We start from the raw sequence: 17,799 nt of genomic DNA on the forward strand, positions 1-17,799 counted from the left end.
ATCATTACTAAAAAGGTTTGAAACACTTGTCAAAAAAATACGTAGCAGCGATCGACCAAGGAACCACCAGCACCCGATTTATCATATTCGATCGCCTGGGACAGATAATTTGCAGCAACCAACAAGAACACCAGCAGATTTACCCGCAACCGGGATGGGTTGAACACAATCCAGAGGAAATTTGGCAACGCACCCAAAGCGTGATCAAAAATACCCTAGAAATTGGCAATATCGACCCGAAAGATATTGCAGCCCTCGGCATTACGAACCAGCGCGAAACAACAATTGTTTGGGACAAAAACACAGGGAAATCCTACGGCAATGCGATTGTGTGGCAAGATACCCGCACTCATCAAATTTGTACTAGCTTAGCAGAAGTTGACGGCAAAGATCGATTTCGCGATCGCTGCGGTTTGCCGCTAGCAACTTATTTTAGCGGGCCGAAAATTAAGTGGATGCTGGACAATATTGCTGGATTGCGGGAAGCGGCAAATCGAGGGGATGCGATTTTTGGCAATGTCGATGCTTTTCTGATTTGGCACCTGACTGGTGGCGCGCACGTTACCGATGTTACCAACGCCAGCCGCACGATGCTGATGGATTTGCAAACCCTCGATTGGGATGCGGAAACTTTGGAAATCATGGGAATTCCCCGCCGAATGCTGCCAGAAATTTGTCCTTCGAGTGACGTTTTTGGCACTGCAAAAGGATTGTTAGATGGTGTTCCGATTGCTGCTGCTTTGGGCGATCAGCAGGCCGCTTTGGTGGGGCAAACTTGTTTCAGTGTTGGGGAGGCGAAGAATACTTACGGTACGGGCTGTTTTATGCTGCTGAATACTGGTGAGGCGATCGTCCCTTCAAACAACGGGTTGCTGACAACGGTCGCCTACAAGATGGGAGAATCGCCCGCTGTGTATGCTCTCGAAGGCAGTATTGCGATCGCCGGAGCATTAGTGCAGTGGCTGCGAGATAATTTGGGCATCATCAACACATCTGCGGAAGTAGAAACATTAGCAAATACCGTCGAAGACAGCGGCGGAGTTTACGTTGTTCCGGCTTTTTCTGGACTCTACGCACCCTATTGGAAAGACAGTGCCCGGGGAGTAATTGCAGGTTTAACTCGCTACGTGACTAAGGCACACATTGCGCGCGCAGTATTGGAAGCTACAGCGTGGCAAACGCGGGAAGTATTGGATGCGATGAATCAGGATTCGGGCGTGCAGCTTTTGTCTTTAAAAGTAGACGGGGGCATGGTGGGAAATCACACGCTGATGCAGTTTCAGAGCGATGTTTTGGGAGTGCCTGTGGTGCGGCCTGTGGTAGCAGAAACTACTGCACTCGGCGCGGCTTATGCGGCTGGTTTGGCGGTAGGTTTTTGGAGTCGGCTAGCCGAATTGCGGGAGAATTGGGCGATGGATTGTACTTGGGAAGCGCAAATGTCGATCGCACTTCGGGAGCAAAAATACCGCTTTTGGAAAAAAGCAGTTACCCGCACCTTCGATTGGGAAGAATGAATATAAAACATTCAGGGGCGGGCTAGGAGCAACGCCCCACAAGTAGAATAAAAATTCACTCTTTGTGGAACAGGCATCTTGCCTGTTCCAGTATTGTAAAGCATTCAGGGGCGGGCTAGGAGCAACGCCCCACAAGTAGAATAAAAATTCACTTGTGGAACAGGCATCTTGCCTGTTCCAATATTGTATTTAGTGCTATCATCAAATGCAGCACTATTTTTCAATCTGCAAATAAATGATTTCGCTAAATAAATTAAAAAAAATCCTCACCGTCACTTTATTAATACTGACACTGGCATTTGCACAAGTTATCACTAATGCCCAAAGTGCGATCGCAGATACAGCTACAACTCCCGCAACCGCAACCGCCGCCGAAGTATTCAGCGCCAACTGTGCCGGCTGTCACATCAACGGTAGCAACATCATCAGGCGCGGCAAAAACTTGAAACAAAAAGCCTTGAAAAAATACGGCATGGATTCCATCGCCAATATCTCCAACTTAGTAACCAACGGTAAAGGAATTATGCCCGCTTACAAAGATCGTTTGTCAGAAAAACAAATCATCGATGTTTCAGCCTACGTACTGTCGCAAGCCGAAATTGATTGGAAATAGAGTTGCTGCCGCAAATAAACCTAAAATTTTCGAGAGGTTGTAAAGTTGAAAAAACAGTTGAAAAAAAATCGGTTGCCTAAAATATTGGCTGTGGTAGTTTTAGGCTTTTTCCTAACACTCTCAGCAGGGATTGCCCCGGCTTTCGCCTCGATTCACAAATATCCAGAAACCGCCGACAGAGTAATGTTTCGCTCCGTACAAAGCCTGCGCGATACTGATGACAAGGCGTGGCAAGTGGTTTTGTATAAGCGAGTCAAGTCGGGAGTAGTAAACTCTTTAAACCTGAGATTGGTGGGATTTCCCGGAACCCAATTGCAGCACCCTGTGCCGCTGCAAGTTGCTGCGGGAAGTCGCGAAATTGGTAAAGCCAAGGATATTTGGAGCGATTCAGATTTGCCGATTAATGTCGGAGAATATGATTTTAAATCAATAATTACACAATTGGAAAGTAATCGACCTTTGCGGTTGAGTTTGCCCGTGAAAGGTGAACCAGAAACTGCTTTGCTGGTTCCTCCTTTTTCTGTGAGGGAATGGCGGGTGTTGTTAGACACAAACTAAATATACCTATTTAATCGCACTCTACAGTTAAAGTCGATACAGTTTCGAGTATCAAAAATAACTAGGCTTAAGTAAGCCTTAAGTTAGATTTAACCTATTTGAAGGTAATTATGAAACAAACTAAAAGCGGAGTTAGTCTGGTGATACAACTCCATTGTTTTAACGTGCGTTCCTTCAGGGTGAATTGACTATGACTTTAATCAGTACAATTGTCGGAAAAGCTTTGGTAAGCGGTTATTTGACTGTTGAGGCAGAAGAACAGTTGCGACAGCAGTTGCAGATGACTAAGTACGGTTTAGAAGATTTTGAGGCTTTTATTACTTTGCAAACAGAGGTGATGGAAGGTAGGGTAAAACAGCAGGCTTTGGAATTGTTGCGAAGTAGTAGATGTTCTGTAACTGCTTGAAGGAAGTTCGTAGGCGCAAGCCGGGCGTAGCCATCGCCCTTTTGGATACAAAAGTCACAGCCTCTTATATTTTATCCCCAATCAGAAAATTGGGGCGTGCCACACCTTGACAAAAATACCCAAATCAGCAATAATTGTGGATTGTCTGTCTAAATCCTGCTCGGATCAGGTCGAGACATTCCAAAAGCTGGAGAGCAGTCAGCAGTCAAAAGTCCCGAACGACCGATGACCAGTGACTAACCAGCTACCTGTACGGCAATCTCAACAACCATCCCATGACTTACGCAATTATTGAAACCGGCGGCAAACAATTTCGAGTAGAACCGGGCCGCTTCTACGATATCGAACTGCTTCACGTTGAAGCTGAATCACAAGTCATCATTGACAAAGTATTTCTGGTACAGCACGAAGACGACGTTCACATCGGCCAGCCTTTACTGGAAAATGCCACTGTGGAAGGAACCGTGCTCCGGCATTTCCGGGGCCGCAAAGTCCTCGTCTACAAGATGAAGCCGAAAAAGAAAACTCGGAAGAAAAAAGGGCACCGTCAAGAAACAACTCGGTTTATGATTGACTCTATTACCGTCAATGGTGTTGTTTTGGCAGCGAGAGATTTGACTCAAGAAGTTGTTGAGACTCCCCAAACTGGCGAAATTGAATCAGAATAAACAGTAGTAAATACAGTAGAGGATACTATGGCCCACAAGAAAGGTACAGGCAGTACGCGCAACGGTCGCGATTCTAATTCCCAGCGTTTGGGTGTCAAAAAGTACGGCGGTCAAGTTGTCAAAGCTGGCAACATTTTGATTCGTCAACGCGGCACGAAGGTTCACCCCGGTAATAATGTTGGTATCGGCAGAGATGATACTTTGTTTGCCATGATTGACGGTGTTGTGACTTTTGAAAGAAAGGGCAAAACTCGCAAGAAACTCAGCGTTTATCCTGCGGTTGCAACTGTGGTTGCACCTGTGGCTGAAGCTGTCGCAGTTTAATTATATGCGTTCCTGGGTTTTGCCTGGGAATTCATCTGATTGAGGCTCTGTTTCCTGATTTTATCTGTGATTGGAGAGTTACAGGAAACAGAGTTTTTTGCAATCTATATTAAATCCTCTAATTCTGTTAATAAAATTGGTTCGTAGTGAGGACTTTAGTCCTAGGAAAAAGAAGGACTGAAGTCCTCACTACGAACCTCTCATAACATTGGTTCGTAGTGAGGACTTTAGTCCTAGGATTTGGAAGGACTGAAGTCCTCACTACGAACCTGTTAACCTCCTCCGACAATTGTGACAACTTCTAGGATGTCGCCCTGTTGGATATTTGTGGTTTCCCAAAATTGTTTGTGCAGGATTTCGCCGTTGTACTCCACAGCTACTAAGCGCGGGTTTAATCCTAATTGTTCTAGTAATTCTGGTAACGGTGTGTCGATCGCACAGTTGCGTTTTTCTCCGTTAACTTGCAGCGCAATTTGATCGATCATCATTCAAATATTATCAGTTTTCAGGGCGGGTTTGGTAACAAAATTATATTTGATCTGCACACTCCCTGCGCAAAACCCGCCCCACAAATCGCCAATCAACCTAGCCTTTCCCGTACAGAGCTTTCTGAGCTTTCAGATTCTGCATCCGAATCAACTGCGAGATGAAAAACTGCGTGACTAAAGTCGGCTGTTCTGCTTCCATAATCGATCGCACTGTAGCAACCCTTTGAGCTCCAGCATTCAATACTTGATCGAGGTTGTTGATATCAATTCCGCCGATCGCAAACCAAGGAATCGGAGACTTATCAGCAGCATACCGCACATAATCCAAACCTGCCGCCTGTTTATCAGGTTTAGTCGGAGTAGAGTAAACCGGCCCAACTCCAATATAATCGGCTCCCGCATCAATGGCTCGCTGCATTTCCTCGCCATTCGTCGTCGAACTACCGATGATCCGTCCAGGGCCGAGCAACTTGCGCGCTTCGGCTACAGGCAAATCTTGCTGTCCTAAGTGTACGCCGTCGGCATCCGCGGCGATCGCCAAATCTACGCGATCGTTCACAATCAGCAAAGCATCGTAGCGGTGACAAAGTTCGCAAAGTAGTCGCACATTCGCCAACTTTACGCCGTCGTCCGAGGTTTTGTCGCGGTACTGCACCAAAGTCAGCCCGCCTTGCAAAGCAGCTTCCACGACTGGTAATAAGTTGTCTCTGGGCGAAGTTACAAGATATAACTGCGATCGAAGTAACTGCTGATAGCGCCGGTAAGCCAGTAAATTGCTTTCTAGAGTATAAACCCGATAGCGCATCTGTTTAAAAGCCTTGCCCATATTCGGATCGTAAACTTTGCCGTACTCTTCCAGTACCCGCAGAGCTTCTTCCACCCGACAGAAATTCGCCTCCAGTAGCTGCTGGATGCTCGAACGCTGCTCTTCCTGGGGGTGAGTCAAGTCCGTACCCGGATCGGCGGGCGTATCCCTAGCACTGCGTAATTCTGCGGTGTGCCAAACAGCCAATTCCTGGCGCAGTTGCTTGCACTTGTTAGCCAAATCGGCGCTGTTGAGACCAAACCTACACCATTCTTCAATAATTCTCAACCCTTCGCGCGATCGATCTAGATTTGCATCTAAAATCCGGCAGAGGGCTGGCTGTGCCGGTAAAGTTCTGTTTTGTTTCTCGGTCATTCAGAACCACCCTTATTAAACTAATCCGACCAGTCTACCCGCTACATTCTCCCACGCCGTCAAGATTGTGGCAAAGGCGATCGACCTAATTTTGGCATCAACGGATCTAAATTTGACAAATTTTTAAGTTTTATTGAATTTGAAGAAAACAAAGCATAATGGATCAAACTTGATCAAAGTGGAATCGTTAAGCTGCATACCACACTTCGGAGGAGAGCCGTGAGGTTAGCAGAACACAAAAGATTAACAGCAGAAAACCCCAGCAGGCGGGTGAAATTAAACTGCGATCGCGAAAACCCGACACGAAACAGGGGATGCGAAACTCGGCTCAAAGATAAATTGTGTTTTTTTATGATCCTAAATTCCAAACAGAGCAAGTGCCCAAAAAATCGTAGCTTGCGGGGCGGAACGCCATCGCCCACCCAGAGTTTAAGTTCTTGCCTGCTGCTCGTCTTTGCCAGCACCGCCTTTTGCAACCCTCAAGCCTCAGTTATCGCTGCCGAGACGGGCTCCGTGCAGCTACTTTCTCAAGCGCCAGACAGCGACATTAACATACTCTACGTGAGTTCTAGCGGTGGCAGCGATACGGGAGGTAATGGGAGCGATCGAGCGCCGTTCAAAACCCTCACCTACGCCCTCAGCGTCGCCCCGCCCAAAACAGCGATTTTGCTAGCACCCGGTACTTACAGCGCTCAAAGCGGCGAAAAATTTCCGTTAATGCTCAGGCCCAGCGTGACTGTTCAGGGAAATCCCAGCACTCGCGGGCAAAATATTGTGATTAAAGGCGGAGGAGAGTTTATCAGTCCGACTTCGGCGGGTCAAAACATCGCGATTTTAGGCGCAGACGGGGCGGGACTCAGCGGGGTGACGGTGACGAATACTAACTATCGCGGTTACGCTTTGTGGATCGAATCTAGTTCTCCGACGGTTGTCAACAATACTTTTTCCGGGAGCACTCACGACGGAATTTCGGTAGTCGGGACTGGAAGGCCGACGATTGGCGGGAATTTTTTCTCGAAAAATGGAGCTAACGGGATTACGATTTTTGGCACTTCCCGCCCGGAAGTTCGAGACAATGTGTTTGAAAACACGGGATTTGGGATAAATGTAGCGCAGAACGCTTCGCCTTTGTTAATCGGCAACAAAATTACTCGGAATAAGGACGGCGTGGTGGTGCAAGCCGAAGCAAGACCGGTGCTGCGTAACAATTATATCGAGAGTAACCGGCGGGATGGAATTGTGGCGATCGCCAGAGCTCTGCCGGATTTGGGCACTTCGGCGGAACCGGGCGGCAACGTGATTCGCAATAACGGGCAGTACGACATCAACAATGCGGCGAAAGGTCAAGTCATCCCAGCTTACGGGAATCAATTGTTGAGCAACCGGACGACTGGATCGATCGATGTGGCGGGAACTTTTAGCCCGCCGCAGCCCATTGTCGGAAGTGCTTTGCAGCTAACTGTCGATCGACCTTCGAGTATCGGCGGCCCAGAAACTTCTCTCCCTGCTTACATTCCCGGGCGACTAACTCCCCGAGTTGAAAGAGCGCCAATTGCGCCGCCGTCGCCGGTTTCCAGGCGACCGGCACCCGCGAGCACTCAGTTGCGGCAAGAGCTTGCTCCGAGAAATGCCGCTCCTGCACCGGTAGTCCCAGGGGCGATCGCAATTCCCGTACCAGATCCGGATTCTCGCTCGGTTCGGGAAAGTTCGGTACAGCAACCCATAATTCCTCCGAATTTTGATAGTTCGAGTTCGGTTGTTTCCGAGGGTAAATTGCCGGTTCCGGGCCGCAACATTCCTCTAGGAAGGGGCGGCTACGTACCTGCTGTTTTAGGGGGTAATTCTTTGTCAGATGTCCGGGAGAATTCTGTGTCCGATTCTGAGAATTCGCCGAGGATCGATCGAGCTTCCGCTTTGGGTTTCCGCTATCGAGTTGTAGTGGATGCTGAGAGTTCGGGCGATCGCCAAAAAATGCTATCCTTAGTTCCCGATGCTTTTCGGAATTTTACCAACGGGCGATCGGTGATGCAAGCGGGTGCTTTTCGCGATCGCGAACAAGCTGAGGAATTGCTACAAATTCTCACCACTAATGGTTTGAATGCTCGCATTGAAGATATCAAATGACAGTTGACAGTTGACAGTTGACAGTTGACAGTTGACAGTTGTCATTTGTCATCAGTCATTTGTCATTTGTCATTTGTCATTAGTCATTATATCTCTTCCAAAAATAACTAGGACGGGCAAGATGCCCGTTCCACAAAAAACATTTTTTCCTGTGGAACGGGCATCTTGCCCGTTGCAAAATTTTATTAAAAGGACTTTTGCAAGAGGTCTATTAGTCTGTCAACTATCAACTGTCAACTATCAACTGTCAACTGTCAACTGTCAACTATCAAAAATTTTAGGGCCTAGCATATCGGATGCCAGACCCTAAAACATTGGTAATTTAATCTGATTCAAGTGGGTTTTTAGCTTTGCTGAGATTCAGCAAACAGCTACTACTAAGGTGGACTTTTTGACAACTACTCTGCGAGCGAGCTAGCTATTAGCGGAGCCTATTCAGACTTCTGTGTTTGATTGTGCGATCGCAATTCTAACTTGATAACTTTCGATTTCTCAAATCGCCTCAAGCTATTTCACAAATCCCGAGCGCAATGTCAACCTTTCTTTGCTAATAAACTACCACGATTCAGGCGTTGCCTGCGAACTAGAGTCGAGCGGGACAAATACTCTAATTCAAAATTTTTATCCAAGTTTTTTCTGCTGCTTGGTTTCTGCCCCTCATGTATTTAGACTAACACCAACTGCGCGCCTGACACTACTTTGTTTACCAAACTTTACACTTTTTGACGCGCCGAAATACTTCAGAAAGCGATTATTAACAATTTGTACGATCGCTTGTGAAGCCAATGTGCATATCCGGCAATATTAGCCTGCTGTCACCGCAGCAGGGCTTCCCAAGTAGCGCGGCCGACAATGCCGTCTGCTGGTAGCTGATATTGTCGCTGAGCAGCCTTGACAGCAGCTTCAGTTTCGCGCCCGAACACGCCGTCAGCACTCGCGCGCAAAAATCCCTTGGCCCTAAGCCGCTCTTGCAAATCTCTGACTGTCGGCCCGCGCATTCTTCTTCTCAAAACCGGAAAATTGGTGGGCTGCGGTTGGGGGTTAATCTCTGGGTTTTCGCTCGTTGCGGGAGTGTTGGCGATCGGGCTTTCAACAGCGCTCGGAGCGGCCGGAAACAGCCGGTTCCAAGTATCTTGACCGACTATGCCGTCTGGGGCGATGCCTGCTGCTTCTTGGAACTTAGACACGGCTGTAGCGGTGCTTTGCGAGAAAATCCCGTCTACATTGTCAGTGTAAAATCCCAATAATTTAAGAGCGGCTTGGAGTTCGGTAACTTCTGAGCCGCGGCTGCCGACTTTGAGCGCCCGGCGGACGATCGCACCTGTTTGGGCGATCGGGCTGTTGTTATTACCTGGTTCGGAGGTAGGTAGCTGTGCCGCAGCAGGAGTAGAGGCGATCGCGCCCATTGCCAAAAAACCGCACAAACTCCAGCCCAGGAGCAAATTCGGAACCTCGCGGGCTTTATTCCAGCTTGCTGTCAGGTTTCGGGACATAGGAAATTCGACCTCTGCAAAACTTGGTAGCGATCGTACATCAAATCTGGCAAAAATTGGGCATTGGGCATCGGGCATCGGGCATGGGGCATGGGGCATGGGGCATGGGGCATTTTTGATTCTCAGCGCTTCCCTCTGATCAAAAAATTTATCTTCTCAAATAGCTGCAATTGGCAAAAAAACTGCTAGATTGCCGTAGAGCAAAGATTAAACCGCGTTCATTGGGCCCCAGCAACACCATGACCGAATCCAGCAACCCTACCAGAACCGCCAGCCAAATAGACATCGGCAATGTCAACATCGGCAACTTCCAAGTCGGCAGCATCAGCGGCAACAAATACAACGACTTCAACGCCAACGGGCGGCCCGACGGCCCAGATGTGCCAATTCCCAACTGGCAAATCTACCTCGACCTCAACAACAACAGCAGGCTTGACGGCGGTGAACCTTCCACTCTCACCAACGCCCAAGGGAACTACATCTTCGCCAATCTGCCGCCTGGGACTTACCAAGTTAGGGAAGTCCAGCAGCCGAACTTTCGCCAAACTACGCCAAATCCCGCACCGATCGCAATTACCAGCGGGACAAATGCTGGCAATATTAATTTTGGCAATAACTTCAACGCCGGGACGATCGCGGGTACAAAATTCAACGATATCAACAGCAACGCCCGCCAAGATCCCGGGGAACAACCCCTAGCTAACTGGCAAATTTACCTCGATCTCAACCGCAACAACAGGCTAGACGGCGGCGAACCTTCTACTTTGACAAACCTTCAAGGTAATTACGCTTTTGTCAATATTCCCGCAGATACATATTTGGTGAGAGAAGTCCAGCAACCGGGTTTTCGCCAAACCACGCCCGACCCAGACCCGGTTAACGTTACTTCCAACGCCACTGTCAACAACGTCAATTTTGGCAATGTGTTTTTTGTCGGCAGCATCAGCGGTATCAAGTACAATGACCTGAATGCAAACAGCATCCGAGACGCGACCGACCCGCCTCTGGCTAACTGGCAAATTTATCTCGACCTCAACGGCAACAACAGCCTCGATCCGGGCGAACCGAATACCATCACTAACCCGCAAGGTAACTACACTTTTGGCAATGTTTCCCCGGGCCGCTATTTGGTCAGGGAAGTCCAGCAACCAGGTTGGATACAGACTACGCCAAATCCAGGGCCGATCGACATTACGGGCAATACCAACGCTGTCGGCATCAATTTCGGCAACAATTTTCCCACCGGTAGCATCAGCGGCTTCAAGTTCAACGACCTCAACGCTAACGGTGTCAACGAACCGACGGAACCGAGAGTCGCCAACTGGCCGATTTACATCGACCTCAATAACAACGGCACCCGAGATGCCAACGAACCTTCGACTTTAACAAACGCCCAAGGTAATTTCTCTTTTATCAACTTGCCCCAAGGCACCTATACGGTGAGGGAAGTCCCGCAGCCCGGTTTCCGACAAACCACGCCAAATCCGACTTCGATCGCAGTTGGTAACGGCACAAATGCTACTAATCTCAGCTTTGGCAACGTGTTGGTGACGGGTACGATCAGCGGTGTTAAATTTAACGATTTTAATGCCAACGGCCGCCTAGATGCCGGGGAACCGCCGATCGCCAATACCCAAATTTACATTGACCTGAATAACAACAGCCGTTTAGATCCGGGCGAAGCGAACACCTTTAGCGACAGTCAGGGCAATTACAGTTTCCGCAATGTTCCGGTAGGTAGTTACGTCATTAGGGAGGTTCCGCCGCCCGGTTTCATTCAAACGACTCCGCCTGCGGTGGTGGTTGTCTCGCCAGATATTCGGGCTAGCAGCATCGATTTGCTGACTGGAGATGCTGAAACTCGATCGGCTAAATCCTTGAGTGGCGACTCGCTGACGGATGCTAGCAGCTATCCTCGCCCGGAACCAGTCGCCAATCTTGGGGCTGATAGCTTGCTTTCCATCGCAGGTCGTGATATTTATCCAATTAGTGATTTTTTGACCGATCGACCAGCGGCGAATTTAGGCAATATTCCTAACTTTGGGCAACAGAATGTCGGTCTGGAGCCTAATGCAGAAATCACTCAATTTGTCAATAAAAATGAATTAGTTAATTGGGCGATCGCTTTGCCGCTGGGTGGGAGAGATTTGTCGCTGATGTAAGGGTGACAAAAAGCAGGCGCGGCGCAGCTATCGGCAGCAAGCATCGCCCGGAATTTCCAACTGATAAAAATCAGAAAGAGATTAAAGGGCGATCGCGTGATACCCTATTCTTGGCAACCTCCAACACTCAAGCGTAAGTTCCGGGAGCTCTGGAGCTGGCTTGTATATTGGGTGCAATATTCAGAGGCTGTGGCATCGAGCGTGAATGAGAAAGTATCGAGCAGTTCCCCAATCGCGATCGGCATATTTCCAGGCAAAACAAAGTGATATCTAGTCCGGTAGATCGATCGGTCACAGTTTGCTGTGACAAATAACCACGATACCACCAGACTAGATATCGCCCGGGAGCATTCAGTCAAGGTCTTTTTAAAGCTCGAACCAGCAAGTATGTAGGGACACAGAAGGCCTGCAAATCTTGAAGATGTTGCCCTCAAATTGCCAGGGTTCTTCAAAACCTGATATACTTGCCAGCGACAAAGCTTGAGGCATTGTTGTGTGAGATGGGGAACATTACCTCAAGCACAGACGTATGTAAAATCGAGTAGCGTTTGTCAGAGACTAGCAAAAGCTACTCAGCTATTGACAAACCAATACAGTAGTCTGTAATTTACGTGGATTTAGGTGTGAAGGAGAGAAATCATGGCAGATTTAACTAACGAAGAGCGGATTGCCCAGCAATTACAGGTTGGGAATACAGGCCCGGCAATTTTAGGTATCAAGTTCAATGACTTGAACGCGGATGGGATCAGACAGGCAAATGAACCAGGTCTGGCAAATATCCCCATTCTGCTCGAACCTGCGATCGGCAGCAACGGCCAATTAAATACAGGGGATGTCTCCGTCCTTACGGACGCTAACGGAGCGTTCTCATTCACAAATATTATCCCTGGTAACTACGTACTCACAGAAACCACAGTACCTGCTGGTTTCCGTACTACGACTCCCAATCCCCTCGCTGTCACCGTTGGAAACACCAACGCCAACGTTTTCTTTGGCAACACCGCAGTTGTGGGCAGCCGCATTGTTGGATGCAAATACCTCGACATCGATGCCGACGGTTTTCGCGACGGAAATGAACCGGGGATTAAAAATGTCAGGATATATATTGATTCAAATGGCAACGGTCAACGCGATGCAGGCGAACCGAACACCCTAACAGACAAAAATGGTGCGTGGTCGTTTAATGTAGCACCAGGCTCCTACAAGATTCGGGAAGAACGAGTCAACGGTGTCAACGGAGAACCCCTAGAAAGAGATTTCCCCCAAAGCACCCCACCCAACAACATTCCTGTACTGGACGTAACGGTAGCAGCAGGTCAAACCTTTGCCTGCGCTCAAGTTGGCGACACTCCGCTCTATCAAATTGAAATTAACAAATTTCGGGACAATGACCGCAGCGGCACCCGAAATGTGGTCAATGGAGTTTTGGAACCAGTCATTGCTAACGTACCCTTCATTTTAGATTTGAACGGCAACGGTCGCTGGGATCAAGCCTCAGAACCCATCGCCATCACCGATGTCAACGGAGTGGCTACCTTCCGCGATTTGCGAGCTGCCAATTACTCAGTCTTGGAAATTTTTCCCGCGACACTGCCCGGTGGCGGTGCTCCAGGCAACCTCGATGCTCCGGTCACAACCACTCCCAACCCCGCTCTGGTTTCGGCACCAGGCCCGCAAGCACGGTTCCAGGGTACGATCAGCAGAGAGCAACCGATCTTAGTAACAGATTCAACCTATACACTGAAACCAAACGACCCTAAATTTGTAGATACCAACCGCGACGGTATTCAACAAACAGGAGAAGTTTCTATTGCAACAACGGGTGTACGCCCGATTTTTGCAAACACGCCTTTGCCTTTCCCAGCGACTAACCCATCGCCAGCACTTACCTTTACTCCTGTGGGAGCTAATACTGGGGCTGGAGCGAATACTGCTGTGGGAAACACTCTACCTAACATCACTGTATTCAAATACAATGACCTGAACGGAAACGGTCGCTACGAGCCAACTCAAGGTGAAGCACCCCTGAGCGGTGTCTCTGTGTTCCTCGACACCAACAATAACGGGACTCCTGACGCCGGAGAACAACAAATACAGACTAATGCCCAAGGCAGAGGAGCCTTTACCAACCTGGCGACGGGCAATTACACGGTGCGGGAAGTCGTACCGGCTGGTTTCTCGGCTTCTACATCTGCTGCTGTTCCGGTGACTCTGAGCACTCAGGACGCTAACGTTACTTTTGCCAACACGCCGAACAGCAACATTACTGGTTGCAAATTCGAGGACTTTAACCTCAACGGCTATCGAGACGGAAACGAACCAGCGATTGCCAACGTTACGGTTTTTCTTGATAGCAATAACAACGGCGCCCTTGATGCAGGGGAAGCAACTACCACTACTAATCAGTTTGGTACCTTTGCGTTCAACAATTTGCGTCCGGGTACTTACAACCTGCGAGAAGTACCTCCTCCTGGTTTCTTCCAGACAACTCAAGCGCTCAATATCGTTTTGGGCCCCAATCAAACTTTTACTTGCGCTTTGATTGGCAACTCTCGTCGCTATGATTTGTTAGTTCCCAAATTCCGAGACGACAACCGCAACGGCGTACAAGATGGGGCGGAACCGCCTCTTGCCAATGTCCCATTTACTTTGGATTTGAACCGGAACGGTCGTTACGATGCCGCCACTGAGCCGCTGGTAAGAACGAACGCGCAGGGGATTGCTCTATTTCCCAATTTGTTCCCGGCCACTTACTCGGTTTTGGAAGTTTTCGACGATCCGAACGTTCCCAACGCGTTCCCCATTCGCACGGGCCCTAATCCTGTTAGCTTTAACGTGCCGGGCCCGAATACTACGCCTTCGGTGCCACTGCCGACTGCTACTCCTCCTCTTCCGGGAAGAGCTGCTTCTAGCCTCGATCCGTTGACTGGCGGCACGGAGATGGCTGCTACAGTTAGCATCGATCCTTTGACTAACGGCGGCAGTTCTGCTGCTGTGGTGACAGCCAGCAGTGTCGATAGCTTGCTCGCTCCTGAGACAGCAGGTGTGATGAATTTTGACTTCAACAAGTTGAAAGAAGCGGCTAATTCCCAGATTGCATTTTTTATGGCAGAGCAAGGTTTCGACAAACCTGACTTGCTGTTGGGTGCTCCAACTTCGACTCCGCTGTTTTAAGGTTAATTTGAGTTTCTAATTAGAGCCTCAGCAATTAGCAGCTAGGTTGTTTAAACTGCACCTCAAAATATCGTTTTGGGGTGCATTTTTGTGTTGTGCCGATCGCACAAACTGTCTTTAGTCGTAGAGTGTGGCAAAAAGCATGACTGGTCAAATTTTGCATCCCAACGGCGGCTCTGTGGTTAACGGAGAGAAAGAAAGGACTTGCATTCCTGACTACGAACTTAATGTTTGTAGTCAGGAATTCACTCCTCATATTGAACATTGGTGAGTTTAGACAAAACAGTAATCCCGCCACCTTGGTAGCGGGATTGATAGGTTGCAGTTTAGCTATGCTCTAGTTTTGCTAGAGTGGAAAGTAGCGGGCTGCTGAATTAGCTCATCTTAGCCATTTCTTGCTGAATCGTGCTCTTGGCTGCTTTGAACTGAGTAGCCATTTGTTCCATTTGTGCTTCGCTCAGGTTGCGGCGAATTTGAGGGAACATATCGTTTTCTTCTTCTTTGACGTGAGCCTGAACCGCTACTTTGAGCTGTTGGATTTGACCTTTGAAATCAGAAGAACTGGGGTTGAGAGCCTTAATTTGGGCGAGCATTTGCTTCATTGCTGCTTGCTCGTCGTACAGCGCTTGAGTATCGCTGAAGTAGCTGCGGACTGCGGGATACACAATTTGTTCTTCGGCTTCTGCATGAACGCTTAAGTCTTTGTAAAGTTGACCGAAGAATTCTTGCAGTTTTTGAGGATCTTCGGTTTTTTCGATTTCCATGAATATGGTATCGACTTTGCGGTGATCCATTGTGATGATTTCGGTGATGTTCATCTCATCTTTGGTGCGGGTAACTGCACCGCCGATGATGCCACTCATGGCTGCCATTGCATCTTGCACGCGGGCCCAAACGCCTTGATCGGGGTCTTTTCCGGTGAGTTCGCGCACTCCCAAGATTTCCATAACTCCTTTGAGTTGTTCTTGGTGGGCGCGGTTTTCAAAGTTGACTGTGTTGAGGGGTACAATGGCGGCTTCGATGTCTGCGCCTACTACTTGAGCGGCTTTGTGTACTAACAAGCCGGCCATTGTTTGTTTGTGTTTGAGCAGTTCGTGCTCGGTGACTTTTTCAAACAGGGTGAGTTCAGAACCTTCCATAAGTTTCTGAACTTCTTCGATCATTTTTGTGGTGGTTTCTTTGGGCTCGGATTGAATGCCGTATTGGATGATCGTGGTTTCTAATACGCCCAGGTTTTTGCGATCGTCCTCCAGCATATCCCGGAAGCGATCGCACAGTTCGGAGTCGTTGCAGGAATTGATGAACAATTGCTCGTTGGCGATCAGCAGGTTTTGCAGCGCTTTCATGTCTGCTAATTTCATCGCGATCGCTTGGCGCTTGGTATCTTCAAGGGTAGCTACCATCTGTCGTTTCTCCTCTGGATGTCTTTAGTGTTCTTACATCTCTTAATTTATTGAAATACTCAGATAACATCCTCTTTCTCCCGACTGATTCATTAATATTCCGCGCCAGCTATTGACTTTCGAGCAAAAAAATGGTATGTATTTGAGGCTGCTTGAAAAAAAGCAAAAAGCAAAAAATAACTGATGATTAAGGCAGTCCTGGACGCATCAGTACCAAAGAAACCGGGTTTTTTACCTAATCTGTGGGTGAGTGCGAAAAATTTTCGTAAAAAAACCCGGTTTCTGAGTCCCCGTGCGTCCAGGACTATAAGGTTCAATTGCAGATAGCAGTGATGATTTCTGTATCAATCAATCCCGATCGCACATCAGTAAAGCGCTACCATAGTTGCAGCCGAAGTTAACTAAAGTTTAAGAAGAACTAGCTTGTCTCAACTGCTCACTGCTTTAGAGTTCCCAGCCAACGTCTGGAAGCTGCACAATGGGTTAACCGTCATTCACCAGCGGATGGTGGCCACACCGGTGGTTGCGCTAGACGTGTGGGTGAGGGCTGGCGCTACGAAGGAGCCGGATTCTTGGTCGGGAATGGCTCATTTTTTAGAACACATGATATTTAAAGGGACGGAGGCGATCGCCCCTGGAGAATTTGACAAAGTAATCGAAAATCGCGGCGGTGTCGCCAACGCAGCTACAAGTCACGACTACGCCCATTTTTATGTCAACGCTGGCGCTGATTATTTAGCAGAAACGGCGCAACCACTGGCAGAATTGCTGTTGCGCGCTTCAATTCCCGATGCGGAATTCGATCGCGAACGAGATGTGGTGCTCGAAGAAATCCGCCAAGCTCAAGACGATCCCGATTGGGTGGGTTTCCAAGCCATGATGGAAACAGTTTACCAGCGACATCCCTACAGGCGATCGGTACTGGGCACGGAAGAATTGCTGATGTCGCGAACTCCTCACGAAATGCGCTGTTTTCATCGATCGCACTATCAGCCAGAAAATATGACTGTGGTGATAGTCGGAGGAATTGAGGAAGCACAAGCCAGAGATATTACAGGGAAAGCCTTCGACAACTTTTCAGACACGTGGGATTGTCCCAAGTTTACAGCAGAAGCCGAACCGCCGTTAGTAGAAATTCGCCGTCAGGAACTCCGTCTCCCCCGATTGGAACAAGCGCGGCTGATGATGGCGTGGACTGGGCCGGGAATTGAACACTTGCAAAGTGCTTGCGGCTTGGATTTGCTGTCGGTGTTGCTCGCAGACGGGCGGACTTCGCGTTTAGTTCGGGAACTGCGGGAAGAATTACAATTGGTACAGGCGATCGAAAGCTCTTTTTCGCTACAGCGGGAATCGAGTTTGTTTACGATTTGTGCAGTCTTGGAAGCCGAGGATGTCGAACAGGTGGAAGCTCGGATTTGCGATCGGCTTTGGGAATTGCAATCTGAGCCTGTTTCTGAGGCAGAACTGCTGCGCTGCAAGCGTTTGCTGTGCAATGACTTCGCTTTCTCCCTCGAAACGCCGGGACAGTTAGCCGGTCTTTACGGATATTACAGTACGATCGCCACTGCCGAATTAGCGCTCAGCTATCCTACCAGAATTCAGGCATTTAAACCATTAGACCTCCAGCGCCTAGCTCAACAATATCTTTCTCCCCGGCGCTACGCCGCCGTGGTGCTCAAACCCGTCTGATTG

The 17,799-nt window shown here is 48.7% G+C and carries 15 protein-coding genes; 11 read left to right on the forward strand and 4 right to left on the reverse strand.

Annotated features, from left to right (window positions below; all coding sequences use genetic code 11):
- The first annotated feature begins 26 nt into the window (after positions 1-26).
- The 6 genes from glpK to rpmA all read left to right on the forward strand — a co-directional run bounded on the left by glpK (position 27) and on the right by rpmA (position 4,083).
- The gene (gene glpK, locus QUB68_RS18130) at positions 27-1,514 is read left to right on the forward strand and encodes a glycerol kinase GlpK (protein WP_332995051.1); all 1,488 of its coding nucleotides are present in this window, start codon (positions 27-29) and stop codon (positions 1,512-1,514) included.
- Positions 1,515-1,749: 235 nt separating this feature from the next.
- Entirely contained in the window at positions 1,750-2,127 is a 378-nt protein-coding gene (locus QUB68_RS18135) for a c-type cytochrome (protein WP_332995052.1), read from the forward strand.
- 45 nt (positions 2,128-2,172) lie between these two features.
- The gene (locus QUB68_RS18140) at positions 2,173-2,685 is read left to right on the forward strand and encodes a DUF3122 domain-containing protein (protein WP_332995054.1); all 513 of its coding nucleotides are present in this window, start codon (positions 2,173-2,175) and stop codon (positions 2,683-2,685) included.
- 190 nt (positions 2,686-2,875) lie between these two features.
- Positions 2,876-3,091, forward strand: coding sequence for a hypothetical protein (locus QUB68_RS18145; RefSeq protein WP_332995056.1), 216 nt, complete (start codon positions 2,876-2,878; stop codon positions 3,089-3,091).
- A gap of 275 nt (positions 3,092-3,366) precedes the next feature.
- Positions 3,367-3,759: a 50S ribosomal protein L21 gene (gene rplU, locus QUB68_RS18150; RefSeq protein ID WP_332995058.1), complete on the forward strand. Its 393-nt coding sequence runs from the start codon at positions 3,367-3,369 to the stop codon at positions 3,757-3,759.
- 27 nt (positions 3,760-3,786) lie between these two features.
- Positions 3,787-4,083, forward strand: coding sequence for a 50S ribosomal protein L27 (gene rpmA, locus QUB68_RS18155; RefSeq protein WP_332995060.1), 297 nt, complete (start codon positions 3,787-3,789; stop codon positions 4,081-4,083).
- Between the two features lie 272 nt (positions 4,084-4,355).
- On the opposite strand, the gene thiS is transcribed toward rpmA, so the two are convergent.
- Positions 4,356-4,568, reverse strand: a complete 213-nt coding sequence (gene thiS / locus QUB68_RS18160) for a sulfur carrier protein ThiS (protein WP_332995193.1) — start codon at positions 4,566-4,568, stop codon at positions 4,356-4,358.
- Between the two features lie 100 nt (positions 4,569-4,668).
- A complete protein-coding gene (locus QUB68_RS18165; RefSeq protein WP_332995062.1) occupies positions 4,669-5,751 on the reverse strand; it encodes a thiamine phosphate synthase in 1,083 nt (360 codons plus the stop codon).
- 219 nt (positions 5,752-5,970) lie between these two features.
- Between QUB68_RS18165 and QUB68_RS18170 the strand changes: the two genes are divergently transcribed.
- Entirely contained in the window at positions 5,971-7,875 is a 1,905-nt protein-coding gene (locus QUB68_RS18170) for a DUF1565 domain-containing protein (RefSeq protein ID WP_332995065.1), read from the forward strand.
- 815 nt (positions 7,876-8,690) lie between these two features.
- On the opposite strand, the gene QUB68_RS18175 is transcribed toward QUB68_RS18170, so the two are convergent.
- Complete coding sequence (locus QUB68_RS18175; RefSeq protein ID WP_332995067.1) at positions 8,691-9,368, reverse strand: peptidoglycan-binding domain-containing protein; 678 nt, start codon at positions 9,366-9,368, stop codon at positions 8,691-8,693.
- Positions 9,369-9,607: 239 nt separating this feature from the next.
- Here QUB68_RS18175 and QUB68_RS18180 point away from each other — a divergent pair, with 239 nt between their 5' ends.
- The 3 genes from QUB68_RS18180 to QUB68_RS18190 all read left to right on the forward strand — a co-directional run bounded on the left by QUB68_RS18180 (position 9,608) and on the right by QUB68_RS18190 (position 14,975).
- Entirely contained in the window at positions 9,608-11,530 is a 1,923-nt protein-coding gene (locus QUB68_RS18180) for an MSCRAMM family protein (RefSeq protein ID WP_332995068.1), read from the forward strand.
- Between the two features lie 639 nt (positions 11,531-12,169).
- Positions 12,170-14,704 (forward strand): MSCRAMM family protein, encoded by a 2,535-nt coding sequence (locus QUB68_RS18185; protein ID WP_332995069.1) that lies wholly within the window; start codon positions 12,170-12,172, stop codon positions 14,702-14,704.
- Between the two features lie 142 nt (positions 14,705-14,846).
- Positions 14,847-14,975, forward strand: a complete 129-nt coding sequence (locus QUB68_RS18190) for a hypothetical protein (RefSeq protein ID WP_332995072.1) — start codon at positions 14,847-14,849, stop codon at positions 14,973-14,975.
- A gap of 103 nt (positions 14,976-15,078) precedes the next feature.
- Here QUB68_RS18190 and QUB68_RS18195 read toward each other — a convergent pair whose 3' ends face one another.
- Positions 15,079-16,107, reverse strand: coding sequence for a hemerythrin domain-containing protein (locus QUB68_RS18195; RefSeq protein WP_332995075.1), 1,029 nt, complete (start codon positions 16,105-16,107; stop codon positions 15,079-15,081).
- Positions 16,108-16,530: 423 nt separating this feature from the next.
- Between QUB68_RS18195 and QUB68_RS18200 the strand changes: the two genes are divergently transcribed.
- The gene (locus tag QUB68_RS18200; RefSeq protein WP_332995076.1) at positions 16,531-17,796 is read left to right on the forward strand and encodes a M16 family metallopeptidase; all 1,266 of its coding nucleotides are present in this window, start codon (positions 16,531-16,533) and stop codon (positions 17,794-17,796) included.
- Positions 17,797-17,799 lie beyond the last annotated feature (3 nt).

Origin of the sequence: Microcoleus sp. A006_D1, from assembly GCF_036702805.1 — a bacterium.
Taxonomy (GTDB): Bacteria; Cyanobacteriota; Cyanobacteriia; order Cyanobacteriales; family Microcoleaceae; genus Microcoleus.

Bases quoted from the DNA above. Each gene is read 5' to 3' on its own strand.
- thiS (WP_332995193.1), bottom strand. From the start codon at position 4,568: ATGATCGATCAAATTGCGCTGCAAGTTAACGGAGAAAAACGCAACTGT.
- rpmA (WP_332995060.1), top strand. From the start codon at position 3,787: ATGGCCCACAAGAAAGGTACAGGCAGTACGCGCAACGGTCGCGATTCT.
- QUB68_RS18135 (WP_332995052.1), top strand. From the start codon at position 1,750: ATGATTTCGCTAAATAAATTAAAAAAAATCCTCACCGTCACTTTATTA.
- rplU (WP_332995058.1), top strand. From the start codon at position 3,367: ATGACTTACGCAATTATTGAAACCGGCGGCAAACAATTTCGAGTAGAA.
- QUB68_RS18195 (WP_332995075.1), bottom strand. From the start codon at position 16,107: ATGGTAGCTACCCTTGAAGATACCAAGCGCCAAGCGATCGCGATGAAA.
- QUB68_RS18185 (WP_332995069.1), top strand. From the start codon at position 12,170: ATGGCAGATTTAACTAACGAAGAGCGGATTGCCCAGCAATTACAGGTT.
- QUB68_RS18175 (WP_332995067.1), bottom strand. From the start codon at position 9,368: ATGTCCCGAAACCTGACAGCAAGCTGGAATAAAGCCCGCGAGGTTCCG.
- QUB68_RS18180 (WP_332995068.1), top strand. From the start codon at position 9,608: ATGACCGAATCCAGCAACCCTACCAGAACCGCCAGCCAAATAGACATC.
- QUB68_RS18145 (WP_332995056.1), top strand. From the start codon at position 2,876: ATGACTTTAATCAGTACAATTGTCGGAAAAGCTTTGGTAAGCGGTTAT.
- QUB68_RS18190 (WP_332995072.1), top strand. From the start codon at position 14,847: ATGACTGGTCAAATTTTGCATCCCAACGGCGGCTCTGTGGTTAACGGA.
- QUB68_RS18165 (WP_332995062.1), bottom strand. From the start codon at position 5,751: ATGACCGAGAAACAAAACAGAACTTTACCGGCACAGCCAGCCCTCTGC.